17 protein-coding genes are annotated in these 13,125 nt (G+C 72.0%); 7 read left to right on the plus strand and 10 right to left on the minus strand.

The features are described from left to right. Window positions 1-4: 4 nt before the first annotated feature. Both FV229_RS07910 and FV229_RS07915 read left to right on the plus strand, forming a co-directional pair. Window positions 5-445, plus strand: coding sequence for a TadE/TadG family type IV pilus assembly protein (locus FV229_RS07910; protein WP_147751438.1), 441 nt, complete (start codon window positions 5-7; stop codon window positions 443-445). Window positions 446-453: 8 nt separating this feature from the next. After that, window positions 454-2,091, plus strand: a complete 1,638-nt coding sequence (locus FV229_RS07915) for a TadG family pilus assembly protein (RefSeq protein WP_246688102.1) — start codon at window positions 454-456, stop codon at window positions 2,089-2,091. Window positions 2,092-2,131: 40 nt separating this feature from the next. Here the strand turns inward: FV229_RS07915 and FV229_RS07920 are convergent, their stop codons facing one another. Next, complete coding sequence (locus FV229_RS07920; RefSeq protein ID WP_147751439.1) at window positions 2,132-2,752, minus strand: PAS domain-containing protein; 621 nt, start codon at window positions 2,750-2,752, stop codon at window positions 2,132-2,134. Between the two features lie 573 nt (window positions 2,753-3,325). On the opposite strand from FV229_RS07920, the gene FV229_RS07925 reads away from it, so the two are divergent. Continuing rightward, window positions 3,326-3,550: a hypothetical protein gene (locus FV229_RS07925; RefSeq protein ID WP_147751440.1), complete on the plus strand. Its 225-nt coding sequence runs from the start codon at window positions 3,326-3,328 to the stop codon at window positions 3,548-3,550. Window positions 3,551-3,667: 117 nt separating this feature from the next. On the opposite strand, the gene ureG is transcribed toward FV229_RS07925, so the two are convergent. Genes ureG through FV229_RS07965 form a run of 8 tightly spaced genes read right to left on the minus strand, consistent with a single transcriptional unit; the run spans window position 3,668 to window position 9,134 of the window. Then, window positions 3,668-4,282, minus strand: coding sequence for an urease accessory protein UreG (gene ureG / locus FV229_RS07930; RefSeq protein WP_147751441.1), 615 nt, complete (start codon window positions 4,280-4,282; stop codon window positions 3,668-3,670). A 22-nt stretch (window positions 4,283-4,304) separates the two neighbouring features. Beyond that, on the minus strand, window positions 4,305-4,979 hold the full coding sequence (locus FV229_RS07935) for an urease accessory UreF family protein (protein WP_147751442.1): 675 nt from the start codon (window positions 4,977-4,979) through the stop codon (window positions 4,305-4,307). Then, window positions 4,972-5,505: an urease accessory protein UreE gene (locus FV229_RS07940; RefSeq protein ID WP_147751443.1), complete on the minus strand. Its 534-nt coding sequence runs from the start codon at window positions 5,503-5,505 to the stop codon at window positions 4,972-4,974. Before FV229_RS07940 ends, FV229_RS07935 begins: the two co-directional genes overlap by 8 nt. 4 nt (window positions 5,506-5,509) lie before the next feature. Next, on the minus strand, window positions 5,510-5,995 hold the full coding sequence (locus FV229_RS07945) for a DUF29 domain-containing protein (RefSeq protein ID WP_147751444.1): 486 nt from the start codon (window positions 5,993-5,995) through the stop codon (window positions 5,510-5,512). A 31-nt stretch (window positions 5,996-6,026) separates the two neighbouring features. Beyond that, window positions 6,027-7,745: an urease subunit alpha gene (gene ureC, locus FV229_RS07950; RefSeq protein ID WP_187275090.1), complete on the minus strand. Its 1,719-nt coding sequence runs from the start codon at window positions 7,743-7,745 to the stop codon at window positions 6,027-6,029. A gap of 28 nt (window positions 7,746-7,773) precedes the next feature. Then, window positions 7,774-8,175 (minus strand): type II toxin-antitoxin system VapC family toxin, encoded by a 402-nt coding sequence (locus FV229_RS07955; RefSeq protein WP_147751446.1) that lies wholly within the window; start codon window positions 8,173-8,175, stop codon window positions 7,774-7,776. Then, window positions 8,172-8,471, minus strand: a complete 300-nt coding sequence (locus FV229_RS07960; protein WP_147751447.1) for a hypothetical protein — start codon at window positions 8,469-8,471, stop codon at window positions 8,172-8,174. The genes FV229_RS07955 and FV229_RS07960 overlap by 4 nt, the downstream gene beginning before the upstream one ends. 42 nt (window positions 8,472-8,513) lie before the next feature. Further along, the gene (locus FV229_RS07965; protein WP_147751448.1) at window positions 8,514-9,134 is read right to left on the minus strand and encodes an urease subunit gamma; all 621 of its coding nucleotides are present in this window, start codon (window positions 9,132-9,134) and stop codon (window positions 8,514-8,516) included. A 191-nt stretch (window positions 9,135-9,325) separates the two neighbouring features. Between FV229_RS07965 and FV229_RS07970 the strand changes: the two genes are divergently transcribed. The 4 genes from FV229_RS07970 to FV229_RS07985 are packed head-to-tail and all read left to right on the plus strand — an operon-like array spanning window position 9,326 to window position 12,677. After that, entirely contained in the window at window positions 9,326-10,474 is a 1,149-nt protein-coding gene (locus FV229_RS07970) for an acyl-CoA dehydrogenase family protein (RefSeq protein WP_147751449.1), read from the plus strand. 27 nt (window positions 10,475-10,501) lie between these two features. Continuing rightward, window positions 10,502-11,236, plus strand: a complete 735-nt coding sequence (locus FV229_RS07975) for a PIG-L family deacetylase (protein WP_147751450.1) — start codon at window positions 10,502-10,504, stop codon at window positions 11,234-11,236. Next, window positions 11,233-11,832: an SAM-dependent methyltransferase gene (locus FV229_RS07980; RefSeq protein ID WP_147751451.1), complete on the plus strand. Its 600-nt coding sequence runs from the start codon at window positions 11,233-11,235 to the stop codon at window positions 11,830-11,832. Before FV229_RS07975 ends, FV229_RS07980 begins: the two co-directional genes overlap by 4 nt. Next, entirely contained in the window at window positions 11,829-12,677 is an 849-nt protein-coding gene (locus FV229_RS07985; RefSeq protein WP_147751452.1) for a glycosyltransferase, read from the plus strand. The genes FV229_RS07980 and FV229_RS07985 overlap by 4 nt, the downstream gene beginning before the upstream one ends. 22 nt (window positions 12,678-12,699) lie before the next feature. Here the strand turns inward: FV229_RS07985 and FV229_RS07990 are convergent. Continuing rightward, window positions 12,700-13,125, minus strand: a 426-nt coding sequence (locus FV229_RS07990) for a glycosyltransferase (protein ID WP_281406701.1), incomplete at its 5' end; no start/stop codon positions are given.

A 13,125-nucleotide genomic window follows, 5' to 3' on the forward strand; every position in this document is an offset into this window, starting at 1 on the left:
CGCGATGGGATCGACGGCGGGACGCGAGGGCAGGAAGCTGGCGGCCTGCCGCGGCGGCAACGCGGCGGTCGAGTTCGCACTGGTGACGCCGGTCCTGCTGCTGCTGTTTGCCGGCATCTGCGCCTTCGGCATCTATCTCGGCGCGGCGCACACCCTGCGCCAGGTCGCGGCGGAGGCGGCCCGCGCTTCGGTCGCCGGCGTCAGCGACGGCGAGCGCGCCTCCCTCGCCCAGGCCGTGGTGCAGCGCAGCCTCGCCGCCAGCGCGATGTTCAAGGCCGGCAGCGTCGCGGTCTCGGTCGGCACGAGCCCGGGCGACGCCACCGTCTACACGGTCACACTCACCTACGATTCCTCCGTCCTCGGGCTGAAGGCCCTCGGCAAGCTGGTCCCGCTCCCGCCGGACGTCTTCACCAGCACGGTCAGCGTGCGCCGGGGCGGCCTGTGAGGGCCCGCGTGCGCAATCTCCGGTCGGACCGGGGCGGCTCGGTCGCGGTGCTGGTGGCTTTGGGCGCGACCGCTCTGATGGGCGCGGCCGCGGTCGGGATCGACCTCGGCATGGTGATGCAGGCCAAGCGCAAGGCGCAGGGTGCGGTCGACATCGCCGCGATGCTGGCCGCCGCCGGCGCAGGCGGGGCCGACGCGCTCGCCCGCCGGTCGCTCGCCGACAACGGCTACGCCGCCGCCGCGGTGACTGTCTCGCCCGGCAGCTACGTCGGCGACGCCAAGGTCGCCCCCGCCGGCCGGTTCCAGGCCGGCGCCAGCCCAGCCAACGCCGTCCGCGTCGGGCTGAAGACGGGGGTGCCGGTGCACTTCGCGCAGGTGCTCGGCCTGCCCAAGACCGTGCCGATCCAGGTGACGGGCACGGCCGCGAGCGCCCGGTTCGCGGCCCTCTCGATCGGTTCCGGCGTGGCGGCGCTCGACGGCGGCGTCGCCAACGCCCTGCTCGGTGCGATGCTGGGCACCAAGCTGTCGCTCTCCGTCCTCGACTACAACGCCCTGCTGTCGACCCAAGTCGACGCCTTCCGCTTCCTCGACGCGCTGGCGGTCGGCCTGAACCTCCAGGCGGCGAACTACGCCGACCTCGTCGCCGCCAAGGCCAGCGTCGGGCAGCTCACCGCCGCCCTCAAGGTCGCCGCGCAGGGCACCTCCGGTGCCGGCGCCGCGGTGACGGCCCTGGCCAAGCTGATGGCCGCGCTGCCGAACGCCGGCGCGCTGGTTCCCGTCGCGCAGGTCGTCGACCTCGGCGACGCGGGAGCGCTGTCCCCGGCCCGCGGCGCCGCCGGCCCCCTGGTCGGCCTGATGGACGTGGTCGCCGACATCGCCGCGGGCGCCAACGGCCAGAACCAGATCGCCCTCGACCTCGGAGCGACGGTGCCGGGCCTGCTCGGCACCCGCCTGACGCTGGCGATCGGCGAGCGGCGGCAGAATTCGGGCTACGTCCAGCCGGGCACGGCGAACGCCACGGTCCACACCGCGCAGGTGCGCCTGCTGATCGAGACGACCTTGACGGCGCCGCTCGGCCTCGGAACCGTGACCCTGCCGATCTATGTCGAGGCGGCGCAGGCCTCGGCGACCCTGCGCACCATCGCCTGCCCCTGGACCGCCGCAACCCGGCGGCAGGTGACGGTGGACGCCCAGCCAGGCCTCGCGACGCTCGCCATCGCCAACGTGTCCCGCAGCAGCATCGCGGTCGGCGCCGCCACCCCCGACCTGACCCGCCCCGCGAACCTGATCGCGCTGCCGCTGCTGACCGTGCAGGGCACGGCGCGGGCGACCATCGCCAGCCCGACGCCCCAGACCCTGACCTTCTCCGACGACGACATCACGCGCCAGATCACGAAGACCGTGTCCACGACCGGCCTGACGCAGTCGCTGACCGGCAGCCTCGTCCAGGGCTTGTCCCTCTCGATCAACGGGCTGATGATCGTGCCGCCCCTGCTCGGGCCGCTCCTGTCCACCGCACTGATGGCGGTGACGCCGGCCCTCGACGGCGTGCTCGACACGACGTTGCGCATCCTCGGCCTGCGCCTCGGCTACGCCGACGTCACCGTCGACGGCACGATGTGCAACCAGGCCGTGCTGGTTCAGTAGCCCGCGCGTGCACGGCGCGAGGCGGGGGCCTCGCTTTCGATCAGTGCCCGCGTCCGAGCCCGCGTGCCGACCCGCGTGCTTGCCCGCGCGACAGGGCGGCGATCTGCTGGCCGAGGCTGAGGAGCAGCACGTCGACGAGCAGACGCAACTCCGAGTTGTCGAGATGGTCGATCGATTCGCGGCAGGCGAGGGCGTGCGCGGCGGCGGTGTCGAGGATCGTCGACGGGTCTGGGCGCTCGCTGAAGGCGCCGAGGTCGAGGTCGCCCTCGGTGACGTCGATGATGATGCCGTGGCCGTGCAGCACGGTCCCGGCCTCGCTGCGGACGAGACGGCCGCGGTCGAGGATCCGGCGCACGCGGCCCGTGGCCGAGACGGTGCGGTATTCCGCGACGAACAGGCCGCCGCTCCGGCGCAGGCGCTTGAAGTGGCGCGACAGCTTGGGCAGGTCGTCCGGATGCACCCGGGCCTTGGCGCGCTCGAACGGGACGGGCAGCCCGGCGATCGCGTGGTCCCCCGCCAGCACGTCGGCGGCCCCGGCATCGAGGATGCAGCGATCGGGCTGGGCCGACCACGACCAGGTTCCGACGACGCCGGAGGCCGACAGGGCTGCGGTGAGGTCGACGGGCAACGCACGGGGCCGATCGATGACTTCGGGGCGCATGGAGGACCTCCACGGTTCGGTTGTAATTTCGCTCGGGAACCGGCGACATACAACCAAGGATGGAATTAATAGAGCGTTAATTCAACACGCGCTCCAGGCTCGATCCCGCTGCATTCTACCGATCCCGACGGGTTTCACGGTCGTGCCGCCCCGGCGATGCCGATCGCGATGTCTCGCGGTCCCCGCAAGGGTACCCTGGCCGAGACGCAGCGAAGTCGGGCGCCGGGAGGCAGGGTGTGCGGGGGCGTCAGCCGATCTGGCTGAACAGCGTCACGGCCCCGAAGACCAGCACGGACACGACCACCGCGGCGATCAGGATCAGGGCCGCACGCGATTCCTGCAATTCCGGCGACATGCCCACTCCATCGAAGCCGGCGACACGATGCGGTCGCGCGCAACCCGTTGACCTTGCGAACCTCGCATCGATCGTTCCGGCTGTCGAGGCGCGGACAGCCGGCCAAAGCGGTGCGCCAGCGCACAGCTTGGCCGCAGTTTCACCCCTACGTTGAAATCCTGCCGAAGCCCAGCCTGCGTCCGCGCAAGGCGCGCCGCATCCGGCATGGAGTGGTGGTCATGACCTCGTCCCTGCGCATCGCCGCCCTCGTGCTCGTGGCCCTGCCGATCGCCTCGGCGCAGGCCAGGGACACGCATCAGAAGCCGATGACCCCGCGCGACCGCGCCGCCTTCGAGACCGCCCAGAAGTTCTCGGCCCGCATGGGCCGGCTCGACGCGCTGATGGGCGGCGTCCCGCGCGGCACGGCCGCGCCCCGCGCACGCTCGGCCAACGCCGAGCACTGATACGGCATCCGCTTGATTAAAGCGGCTGCCGTATCGGCAAGCCCGCGCGGCGCACGAGCGAAGGTAAAATCCGCCATCCCGGAGGGATCAACCGGATTTGGTATGACGCGGCGCGACCTAGCCGAGGCCGCCGGCCTCGACGACGAAGCGCGCGACCGCGTCGGCCCCGGCGCCCTCGCGCAGGGACGCGAACACGTAGGGCCGCGTCCCGCGCATGCGCTTGGTGTCCGCCTCCATCACCCCGAGGTCGGCGCCGACCAGCGGCGCGAGGTCGGTCTTGTTGACGATGAGCAGGTCCGAGCGGGTGATGCCGGGGCCGCCTTTCCGTGGGATCTTCTCGCCGCCCGCCACGTCGATGACGTAGAGCGTGATGTCGGCAAGCTCCGGCGAGAAGGTCGCCGCGAGGTTGTCGCCGCCCGACTCGATCAGGATCAGGTCGAGCTTCGGAAAGCGCCGGCGCATCTCGGCCACCGCCGCGAGGTTGATCGAGGCGTCCTCCCGGATCGCCGTGTGCGGGCAGCCGCCGGTCTCGACCCCCATGATCCGCTCCTCGGGCAGCGCGCCGGCCACCGTGAGGATGCGGGCGTCCTCCTTGGTGTAGATGTCGTTGGTGATCGCGCAGATCTCGTAGGTGTCGCGGAAGCGCTTGCACAACTGCTCCATCAGCGCGGTCTTGCCCGAGCCGACGGGGCCGCCGATGCCGACGCGCAGAGGTCCGTTGTTCGATGCCATGCGGGCAAGCTCCGTCAGAGGATCACGAGCGGAAGATCCGCGAATACTGGGTCTCGTGCCGGAACGAGCCGAGATCCAGGCGAAGCGTCGCCGAGCCGAGGTCGTCGAGGCTGCAGGCCTCGGCCTGCTCCGCGAGCGCGGCGATGCGGGGGCTCAAGGCCGCGATGATCCGGGTGCCCGCGGCCTGCCCGATCGGCGCGGCGCGCAACGCCGCGGAGACGAGGTTCTGGATGAAGGCGAGGCCGTAGGCGGCCAGAAGCGCCGGCCGATCCATGCCGTGCGCCGCCGCCGCAGCCCCCACCGCGACTGGGTAGGCGACCGCTCCCGGCAGCGCCTCGGCGACCGCGTCGAGGGGTGGGCACGGCCACGCCGCCGGGGTCGCGTCGAGGAAGCTGCGGCCCTGCTGGCTCGTCTCGAGGTGGAGCTCGCGCGACGGCGCCAGCGCCAGGGCGAGATCGTTGATCGCGACAAGCTCCGGCATCGTCCCCGCAGCAACGGCGCGGTGGGCGTGGGCCGCCAGGATCAGGTCGTTGCGGCCGGCGCCGTGCTCCATCACGTCGCCGAGCCAGCCGGCGATGCCCGCCTCGTCGGCGACGTCGCCCGCCTCCACCGCCCATTCGAGTCCGTGCGAGTAGGCGTAGGCGCCGACCGGGTAGGTCGGCGACAGCCACGCCATCAGCCGGATGCGTTCAATCATGGGTGTGGTAGCGCCCGTCGCCGTGATGGTGGGCGTGGCCGCCCGCAGGCTCGCCGGGGTGGCCGGCATCGTGGCCATGCGCCGGGGCGTGGCCGCCGGCGTAGGCGCCGCCTTCCGGCCGGAACGGGCGCTCCACCGGTTCGGCGCTGCCCCCCAAGCCCAGCACCATCTCGGCGAGCACGTGGTCGTAGGCGATGTAGACCGCGTCGTCCGTGATCTCGGCCGGGATGTGCCGGTTGCCGATGTGCCAGATCAGCCGCTTCAGGGCGTGGTCCGAGCCTGCGCGCACCGCCAGCAGGCGCTCGGGCGCGGCCTCGACCCAGACCAGCCGCCCGTCCTCCAGCGCCAGCGCGTCGCCGTCGTCGAGCACCGTGGGCTCGGGCAGGTCGAGCAGGAAGGCGAGCCCGCCGACCCCGCGCATCGCCATGCGGCGGCGGTGCCGGTCGCCGTGGTCGAGGACGATGCGGTCGACGATCTCGCCCCGGGCGAGGGCGGCGGCGCGGATGACGCTTGTGGCGCGGATCATGGGGTCAGGACTGATCCAGCAGGTCGGGCTCCTTGGGCAGGTAATCGAGATCGAGCGCCTGGACGACCGTGAACGGCGGCACTTCCGGGAACAGCGTGACGTCGATCCCGGTCTCCTTCGACGCCAGCAGGCGGCCGGACAGGTAGCTCGCCGCGAAGACGCTCGCCGGATGTGGTTTCAGGCTGGGACTTGCCCGCAGGATCAAGGCGATCTGCGTGCGCTGCTCGAAGATCGTCGCCGTCCACCCGTTCTTGCGGGCACCGGGCTGATATTTCCACTTGAGGAGGTGACCAAGCAGGACGACGAGGCGATTTCCGATCTCGCGCTCCTCGCTGCCGCCCACGCTCGCCACCTCGTCGATCAGGTTTTCCAGGTCGAGCTCATCGAACCGGCGGGCCCGCAGCAGTTCGGCCTGGGCCTGCGTCCAGAGGTAGAAGTCCGTCTCATACGGATCGGCAACTGGCGGCGGCTTCAGCCCGGCGTTCGACATCGTGGCTCTCCTCGAACGCTCCCATCCTACCTCAGAACAGGAAATACCGCTGCGCCATCGGCAGCACGTCCGCCGGCTCGCAGACCAGCAGCTCGCCGTCGGCGCGCACGTCGTAGGTCTCGGGGTCGACCTCGATCTCGGGCGTCGCGTCGTTGAGGATCATGCTCTTCTTCGAGATGCCGCCGCGCACGTTCTCCACCGCGACGAGCTGCTTCTGGACGCCCAGGCGCTCGCGCAGGCCGTCCTCGATCGCCGCCTTGGAGACGAAGGTCAGCGCCGTGGAGAACGGCGCGCGGCCGAAGGCGCCGAACATCGGGCGGTAATGCACCGGCTGCGGCGTCGGAATCGAGGCGTTGGGGTCGCCCATCGGCGCCACCGCGATCATACCGCCCTTGATCACGAGATCGGGCTTCACCCCGAAGAAGGCCGGCGACCACAGCACGAGGTCGGCGAGCTTGCCGGACTCCACCGAGCCGATATGGGCCGAGACGCCGTGCGCGATCGCCGGGTTGATCGTGTACTTGGCGATGTAGCGCCGCGCCCGCAGGTTGTCGTTGCCGCTCCCGTCGCCGGGCAGGGCGCCGCGCTGGCGCTTCATCTTGTCCGCCGTCTGCCAGGTGCGGATCGCGACCTCGCCGACCCGACCCATCGCCTGGCTGTCCGACGACATCATCGAGAGCGCGCCGATGTCGTGCAGGATGTCCTCGGCGGCGATCGTCTCCTTGCGGATGCGGCTCTCGGCGAAGGCGAGGTCCTCGGGGATCGACGGGTCGAGGTGGTGGCACACCATCAGCATGTCGAGATGCTCGTCGATGGTGTTCTTCGTATAGGGCCGCGTCGGATTCGTGGACGACGGGAGGACGTAGGGGAGTCCGGCCACCTTGATGATGTCGGGCGCGTGCCCGCCGCCGGCGCCCTCGGTGTGGAAGGCGTGGATCGTGCGGCCGGCAAACGCCGCGATCGTGTCCTCGACGAAGCCGGACTCGTTCAAGGTGTCGGTGTGGATCATCACCTGCACGTCGTGCTCGTCGGCGACCGTCAGGCAGGTGTCGATCGCTTTCGGCGTGGTGCCCCAATCCTCGTGGAGCTTGAGGGCGCAGGCGCCGGCCCGCACCATCTCGACGAGCGCGTCGGGGCGCGAGGCGTTGCCCTTGCCCGCGAAGGCCAGGTTCATGGGGAAGCTGTCGGCCGCCTCGATCATCCGGGCGATGTGCCAGGGGCCGGGGGTGCAGGTGGTGGCGAAGGTGCCGTGCGCGGGCCCGGTGCCGCCGCCGAGCATCGTGGTGATGCCCGAGCACAGGGCCTCGTCGATCTGCTGCGGGCAGATGAAGTGGATGTGGCTGTCGAAACCGCCGGCGGTGAGGATCTTGCCCTCGCCGGCGATGACCTCGGTGCCCGGCCCGACGACGATGTCGACGCGCGGCTGGATGTCCGGGTTGCCGGCCTTGCCGAGCCGGACGATGCGGCCCTTCACGATCCCGACGTCGCACTTGATCACGCCCCAGTGGTCGAGGACGACCGCGTTGGTGATCACCGTGTCGACCGCGCCGCCGGCGTTGGTGACCTGGCTCTGTCCCATGCCGTCGCGGATCACCTTGCCGCCGCCGAACTTCACCTCCTCGCCATAGGTGGTGAGGTCGCGCTCGACCTCGATCTCCAGGCAGGTGTCGGCGAGCCGGATGCGGTCGCCGGTGGTCGGCCCGAACATGTCGGCGTAGGCGGCACGGGGGAGGGCGGCGCGGGGGGGCATGTTGGCCAAGACGGCTCTCCGTGTCCGTTCAGGACGTCAGAAGCGAAAATGCCGGCTCTGCGGCGGCGTCGACATCGAACGTCACGGTGGTGGCAGCACCTGCGAGGCGGTTCAGATGCCCGATCAGGTAATCTGGGAAGTCGGCTCGTCCGATCCGCCAATCGGCAATCGCTGCGCAGATCGCGGTCCGATCGGTGAACACGACGTGCGGGGATGCCGCGAGCACGTCCATGAGCGCGAGGAGATCGGATTTCGTGAATCCTTCCCGGCGCATCAACGTCCAAACGAACTCGATCAGCACCACGGGATTCACCAGCGCAGGCTCTGCCAGCCGTTCGGCATCGAGCAGGAAGGCGGTCGCTATCGGGGCCTGTACCGCGTCGTCCTGCAGGGTATGGCGAAGCAGGACGTTCGTATCGACGCCGATCATGCGCGAGTCTTCGTCCGCTCGTCCTCGGAAACGAGGTAATCTCCAATCGGATCGCCATCGGCATGCGCAACGGCGCGACGCCGTGCGGCAAGGCCGATCGACGGCATCGAAGACAGGTCGCTCGGCGTCACAGCCCGTTCTCGGCCCAAGCCCGGCTGCGCCTGCAACAGGACGCGACCCGCCTCGTCCTGATCGAAGATCACGGTATCGCCCGGCCTAAGCTTGAGCGCTTCCCGCACCGGGAAAGGGACCGTCACCTCCCCGCGGATCGACATGGTCGTCTCGAACTTTCCCATCGTCCATCTCCAAATCCGTCCGTACGGTGGACCTGATCTCCGTTACAGCGCCCCCATCACGTCGCCGCGAAAACCATACACGGTCCGCCCGCCGGCCAGCGGCACCAGCACGACCTCCCGCGTCGAGCCCGGCTCGAACCGCACCGCCGTGCCCGGGGCGATGTCGAGGCGTTGGCCGCGCGCCTTCTCGCGGTCGAAGCGCAGCCCTGGGTTGACCTCGAAGAAGTGGTAATGCGAGCCGACCTGGATCGGTCGGTCGCCGACGTTGGCGACCTCGACCAGGGTGCGCTCGGCGCCTTCGTTGAACACGATCTCGCCCGGCTGCGTGGTGATCGCGCCGGGTACGTCGGGGGAGGCCACGCCGCGCACCGGATGGTGCACCGTGACGAGCTTGGTGCCGTCGGGGAAGGTCGCCTCGACCTGGATGTCGTGGATCATCTCACTGATGCCCGGCATCACCTGGTCGACGGTGAGCACGTTGGCGCCCGCCTGCATCAGCTCGGCGACCGAGCGCCCGTCGCGGGCGCCCTCCACCACGAAGTCGGTGATCAGCGCGATCGCCTCCGGGTGGTTGAGCTTGACGCCGCGGGCGAGGCGGTTCCGCGCGACCTGCGCGGCCATCGCCACGAGGAGCTTGTCTTTTTCGCGGGGGGTCAGGAGCACGATGGTCCCTCTCGCATGCCGGCGGCCCGAAGCGCCCGTTTCAAGCATCGGTTCGTGGGGGAGCAAGGATCATGCTGGTACGACGGTCAAGCCGCAGGGCGCACCGGAACGACGAACCGCGGGGCTGATTGGTCCGACGCGCGTCCGTACATGGCGCGTTCACGCGCACGCTGCATCCTGCGGACCCGAACATGACGATTCCCTTCCCCATTGCCCAGGTAAACGCGCGTCCCGTGGGCCTCGCCGAGCTCGCCGCCTCCGCTGTGGCGCGCGCGCCGGCCCCCGATCGCCACGACAGCTTCCCGGTGGAGGCGATGGCGGCCTTGCGCGGGGCCGGCCTGCTCGCCGCGCCGCTGCCCGAGGCGCTGGGCGGGGCGGGCCTGTGCACGCCCGCGGGCACCGAGCGCCTGCGCGACGTGCTGCGCGGGATCGGCCGCGGCAACCTCGCGGTCGGCCGGATCTACGAGGGCCACGTCAACGCGCTGGCGCTGGTGCTGCGCTACGGCAGCGACCCGGTGCGCGCCCGGCTCGCGGCCGACGCCCGCGCCGGACACCTGTTCGGCGTGTGGAACACCGAGCCGGCGGAGCCGGGCGGCCTCGCGATCGGCCCCGAGGCGGACCCGGTGCTCACCGGCGCGAAGTCCTACGCGTCCGGGGCCGGATACGTGACGCGGCCGCTGGTGACGGCGCGGTTGCCCGACGGGCGCCGCCAGATGCTCGTGGTGCCACTCGATCCGGAATCCCGCGCCGACCTGTCCGGCTGGCGCGCGCACGGGATGCGGGCCTCGGCCACCGGGACGGTCGACTTCACGGGCCTGCGGGTCGACCCCCTGGACCGGGTCGGCGCGCCGGACGACTACTACCGCCAGCCGTTCTTCGCGGCCGGCGCCTGGCGCTTCCTCGCGGTGCAGTGCGGCGGGATCGAAGCGGTGCTGGAGGCACATCGCGGCCACCTGGCGGCCACCGGGCGCGGCGCCGACCCGCACCAGCGCGCCCGCCTCGGGCAGGCGGCTACCGCCGCCGAGACCGCGCGCCTGTTCGTCGAGCGCGCCGGCCACATGGCCACCGCCGAGCCCGTCTCGGGCGACCGCGCAGTCGCCTACGTCGCCCTCGCCCGCGGCGCGGTCGAGCGGGCCGGCCTCGACGCGATCGAGCTGGCCCAGCGCTCCGTCGGGCTCTCCGGCTTCCTCGAGGCCCACCCGCTCGAGCGGCTGGCGCGCGACCTCGCGACTTACCTGCGCCAGCCGGCCCCCGACGGGGCGCTTGCCGGCGCGGCGACCTACGTCGCCGAGTCCGAGGCCCCGGTCCACGCGCTCTGGCACGATTCCGAACCGGCCTGAAGCCGACCGACCCGAGAAGACGACTTCATGCGCGCCGACGCCTTCCTGCCCCTGCTCGACAGCCTTCCCGTCGCCGACCTGTCGGCGATGGCGACGCGCGGCCTCGTCGTGGTGGCGCCCCATCCCGACGACGAGAGCCTCGGCTGCGGCGGGCTGATCGCCGAGGCGCGGGCGCGCGACCTGCCGGTGCGGCTCGTCGTGGTCAGCGACGGCTGTGGCTCGCATCCGAACTCCCACCTGTACCCGCCCGAGCGGCTGCGCGGCTTGCGCGAGGAGGAGACCCGCCGGGCGGTGGCCGAGCTCGGGCTGGCACCGGAGCATGTCACCTTCCTGCGCCTGCCCGACGCGCACGTGCCGAGCGCCGGTGCGACGGCGCAGGCCGCAGCCGAGACGGTCGCGGACGCCGTCCGCGCGTGCGGGGCGGACGCGGTGTTCGTCACCTGGCGGCACGACCCGCATTGCGATCACACCGCGGCGGCCGACATCGTCGGGCTCGCCCGCCCGATGCTTCCCGGCATCCGCGCCTACGCCTACCCGGTCTGGGGCTGGACCCTGCCGCCGGAGCGCGAGGTCGGGCCGGCGCCGACCGGGTTCCGGCTCGACGTGTCGACCCACCGCGCCGCCAAGCGCCGCGCGGTGGCGGCCCACGCCTCACAGACGACCGGACTGATCGCCGACGATCCCGAGGGCTTCCGACTCTCGGAGGATATGGTCGACCGCCTGTGCGGCCCCTACGAGCGCTTCGTGGACCTGGCGGCATGACCCGCCGCGACGCCTCGCTGACGCCGGACTACTTCGCCGGGCTCTACGGAGCCGACCCCGATCCCGACCCGTGGGGCTTCACCACCAGCGCCTACGAGGCGGCCAAGTACGCGGCGACGCTCGCCGTGCTCCCGCGCGACCGCTACGCGTCGGGCCTCGAAATCGGCTGCTCGATCGGCGTCCTGACGCAGCGTCTGGCGCCGCGCTGCGAAACGCTGCTCGGCGTCGACGTGGTCGAGACCGCGCTGACGGCCGCGCGCGCCCGGAACGCCGCGACCCCGTGGGTGCGCTTCGAGCCCTGCGCGATCCCGGACGCCTGGCCGTCCGGCCGGTTCGACCTGATCGTGCTCTCGGAGGTCGCCTACTTCTTCACCCGCGCGGACATCGCCCGGATCGCGGCCCGGATCGGCGCGTCGATCCTGCCCGGCGGCGACATCGTGCTGGTGCACTGGCTCGGCGAGACAGACTATCCGCTCTCGGGCGACGGCGCGGCCGAGGCGCTGATCGCGGAAGTGCGCTTCGCCCAGGTCGTGCATCAGGCCCGCACCGACGCGTACCGCCTCGACGTGCTGCACGTGGACGAGGCGTCGGCATGAGCGTCAGCGTCGTCACCCTCAACAAGGGCCGCGGGCACCACCTCGCGCGCCTGCTCGAAGGCCTCGGGCGCTGCGCCCCGCCGGACGAGGCCGTCGTCGTCGAGATGGGCGGCGACACGGCGCCGCTTCCCGATCTCGGCTTCCCGATCCGGCGCACGCACCTGAGCCTCGACGGCCTGCCGCTCGCCGCGGCCCGCAACGCCGGGCGCCGCGCGGCCTCCGGCGACATCCTGGTCTACCTCGACGTCGACTGCATCCCATCCGCCGGCCTGGTCTCCGGGCTCGCAGCGGCCGCGTCCGAGCATGACGGGCTGATCTGCTGCGAGATCCGCTACCTGCCCGGTGGCGCCGTCTCGGACGGCTGGACCGAAGCCGGCCTCGACCGGGTCGGGCACCGCCATCCCGCGCGGCTCTTCCCGGAGGCCGGCGTGATCCCGGCGACGCAGCCCGGCCTGTTCTGGTCGCTGGCCTTCGCGGTGCGGGCGGCGACCTACGACCGCGTCGGCGGCTTCGACGAGGGGTTCACCGGCTACGGCGCCGAGGACACCGACCTCGCGTTCCGGGCGGAGCGGGCCGGGGTGCCGGTGCTGTTCGCGGGTGGGATGCACGCCTTCCACCAGCACCACCTGTCGTGCGACCCGCCGCTGCAGCACTTCTCCGACATCGTCGCCAACGCCCGGCGCTTCCACGACCGCCACGGGATCTGGCCGATGGACGGCTGGCTCGACGCCTTCGCCGAACTCGGGCTGGTGGAGGGCGACCGAGGCGGCGGACTCACCGTTCTGCGGCAGCCGACCGAGGCCGAGATCGCGGCCGCGCAAGTGCCGGCGCACCGGCCGTTCTGAGGCTCGGCCGGCCGACGCCGATTCAGCTCGCTTCGAGGCCGGCGGCGATGCCTTCGATCGCGGCGGCGAGGCGCGGCACCGCGTCGGGATCGTGCAGAGCGGAGATCGCCGCGGGGTCCAGGGCGAGGCCGGCCTTCACCAGGGCGGGCCATTCGTCGGCCTCGGGCCAGGACGAGCGGACCACGGCCGCGCCGAGACGTTCGAGCGCGGCCGCCTTCTCGGTCTGCTCGCCGAAGGCCCGCGGTTCGGGCAGGCAGACGAAGCGCCGCCCCGCCGCCGCCACCGCCGCGACCACGCCGTCGCCGGCGCCGCCGACGACCAGGGCGGCCCGGGCGAGGTGCGGGCCGATGTCGGCGACCCATCCGTGCAGGTGCAGGTTGGGGGGCAGGGTCGAGGGCAGGGCGGCACCCGCCACGGGTCCGAGGACGTGCCAGGCGCGCTCCGGCAC

This window comes from Methylobacterium sp. WL120 (genome assembly GCF_008039465.1).
In the GTDB taxonomy this organism is placed as follows: Bacteria; Pseudomonadota; Alphaproteobacteria; order Rhizobiales; family Beijerinckiaceae; genus Methylobacterium; species Methylobacterium cerastii.

Bases quoted from the DNA above. Each gene is read 5' to 3' on its own strand.
- FV229_RS07940 (WP_147751443.1), bottom strand. From the start codon at position 5,505: ATGATCCGCGCCACAAGCGTCATCCGCGCCGCCGCCCTCGCCCGGGGC.
- FV229_RS07910 (WP_147751438.1), top strand. From the start codon at position 5: ATGGGATCGACGGCGGGACGCGAGGGCAGGAAGCTGGCGGCCTGCCGC.
- FV229_RS07920 (WP_147751439.1), bottom strand. From the start codon at position 2,752: ATGCGCCCCGAAGTCATCGATCGGCCCCGTGCGTTGCCCGTCGACCTC.
- FV229_RS07925 (WP_147751440.1), top strand. From the start codon at position 3,326: ATGACCTCGTCCCTGCGCATCGCCGCCCTCGTGCTCGTGGCCCTGCCG.
- FV229_RS07985 (WP_147751452.1), top strand. From the start codon at position 11,829: ATGAGCGTCAGCGTCGTCACCCTCAACAAGGGCCGCGGGCACCACCTC.
- FV229_RS07945 (WP_147751444.1), bottom strand. From the start codon at position 5,995: ATGTCGAACGCCGGGCTGAAGCCGCCGCCAGTTGCCGATCCGTATGAG.
- FV229_RS07955 (WP_147751446.1), bottom strand. From the start codon at position 8,175: ATGATCGGCGTCGATACGAACGTCCTGCTTCGCCATACCCTGCAGGAC.
- FV229_RS07980 (WP_147751451.1), top strand. From the start codon at position 11,233: ATGACCCGCCGCGACGCCTCGCTGACGCCGGACTACTTCGCCGGGCTC.
- ureG (WP_147751441.1), bottom strand. From the start codon at position 4,282: ATGGCATCGAACAACGGACCTCTGCGCGTCGGCATCGGCGGCCCCGTC.
- FV229_RS07975 (WP_147751450.1), top strand. From the start codon at position 10,502: ATGCGCGCCGACGCCTTCCTGCCCCTGCTCGACAGCCTTCCCGTCGCC.
- FV229_RS07960 (WP_147751447.1), bottom strand. From the start codon at position 8,471: ATGGGAAAGTTCGAGACGACCATGTCGATCCGCGGGGAGGTGACGGTC.
- ureC (WP_187275090.1), bottom strand. From the start codon at position 7,745: ATGCCCCCCCGCGCCGCCCTCCCCCGTGCCGCCTACGCCGACATGTTC.
- FV229_RS07970 (WP_147751449.1), top strand. From the start codon at position 9,326: ATGACGATTCCCTTCCCCATTGCCCAGGTAAACGCGCGTCCCGTGGGC.
- FV229_RS07935 (WP_147751442.1), bottom strand. From the start codon at position 4,979: ATGATTGAACGCATCCGGCTGATGGCGTGGCTGTCGCCGACCTACCCG.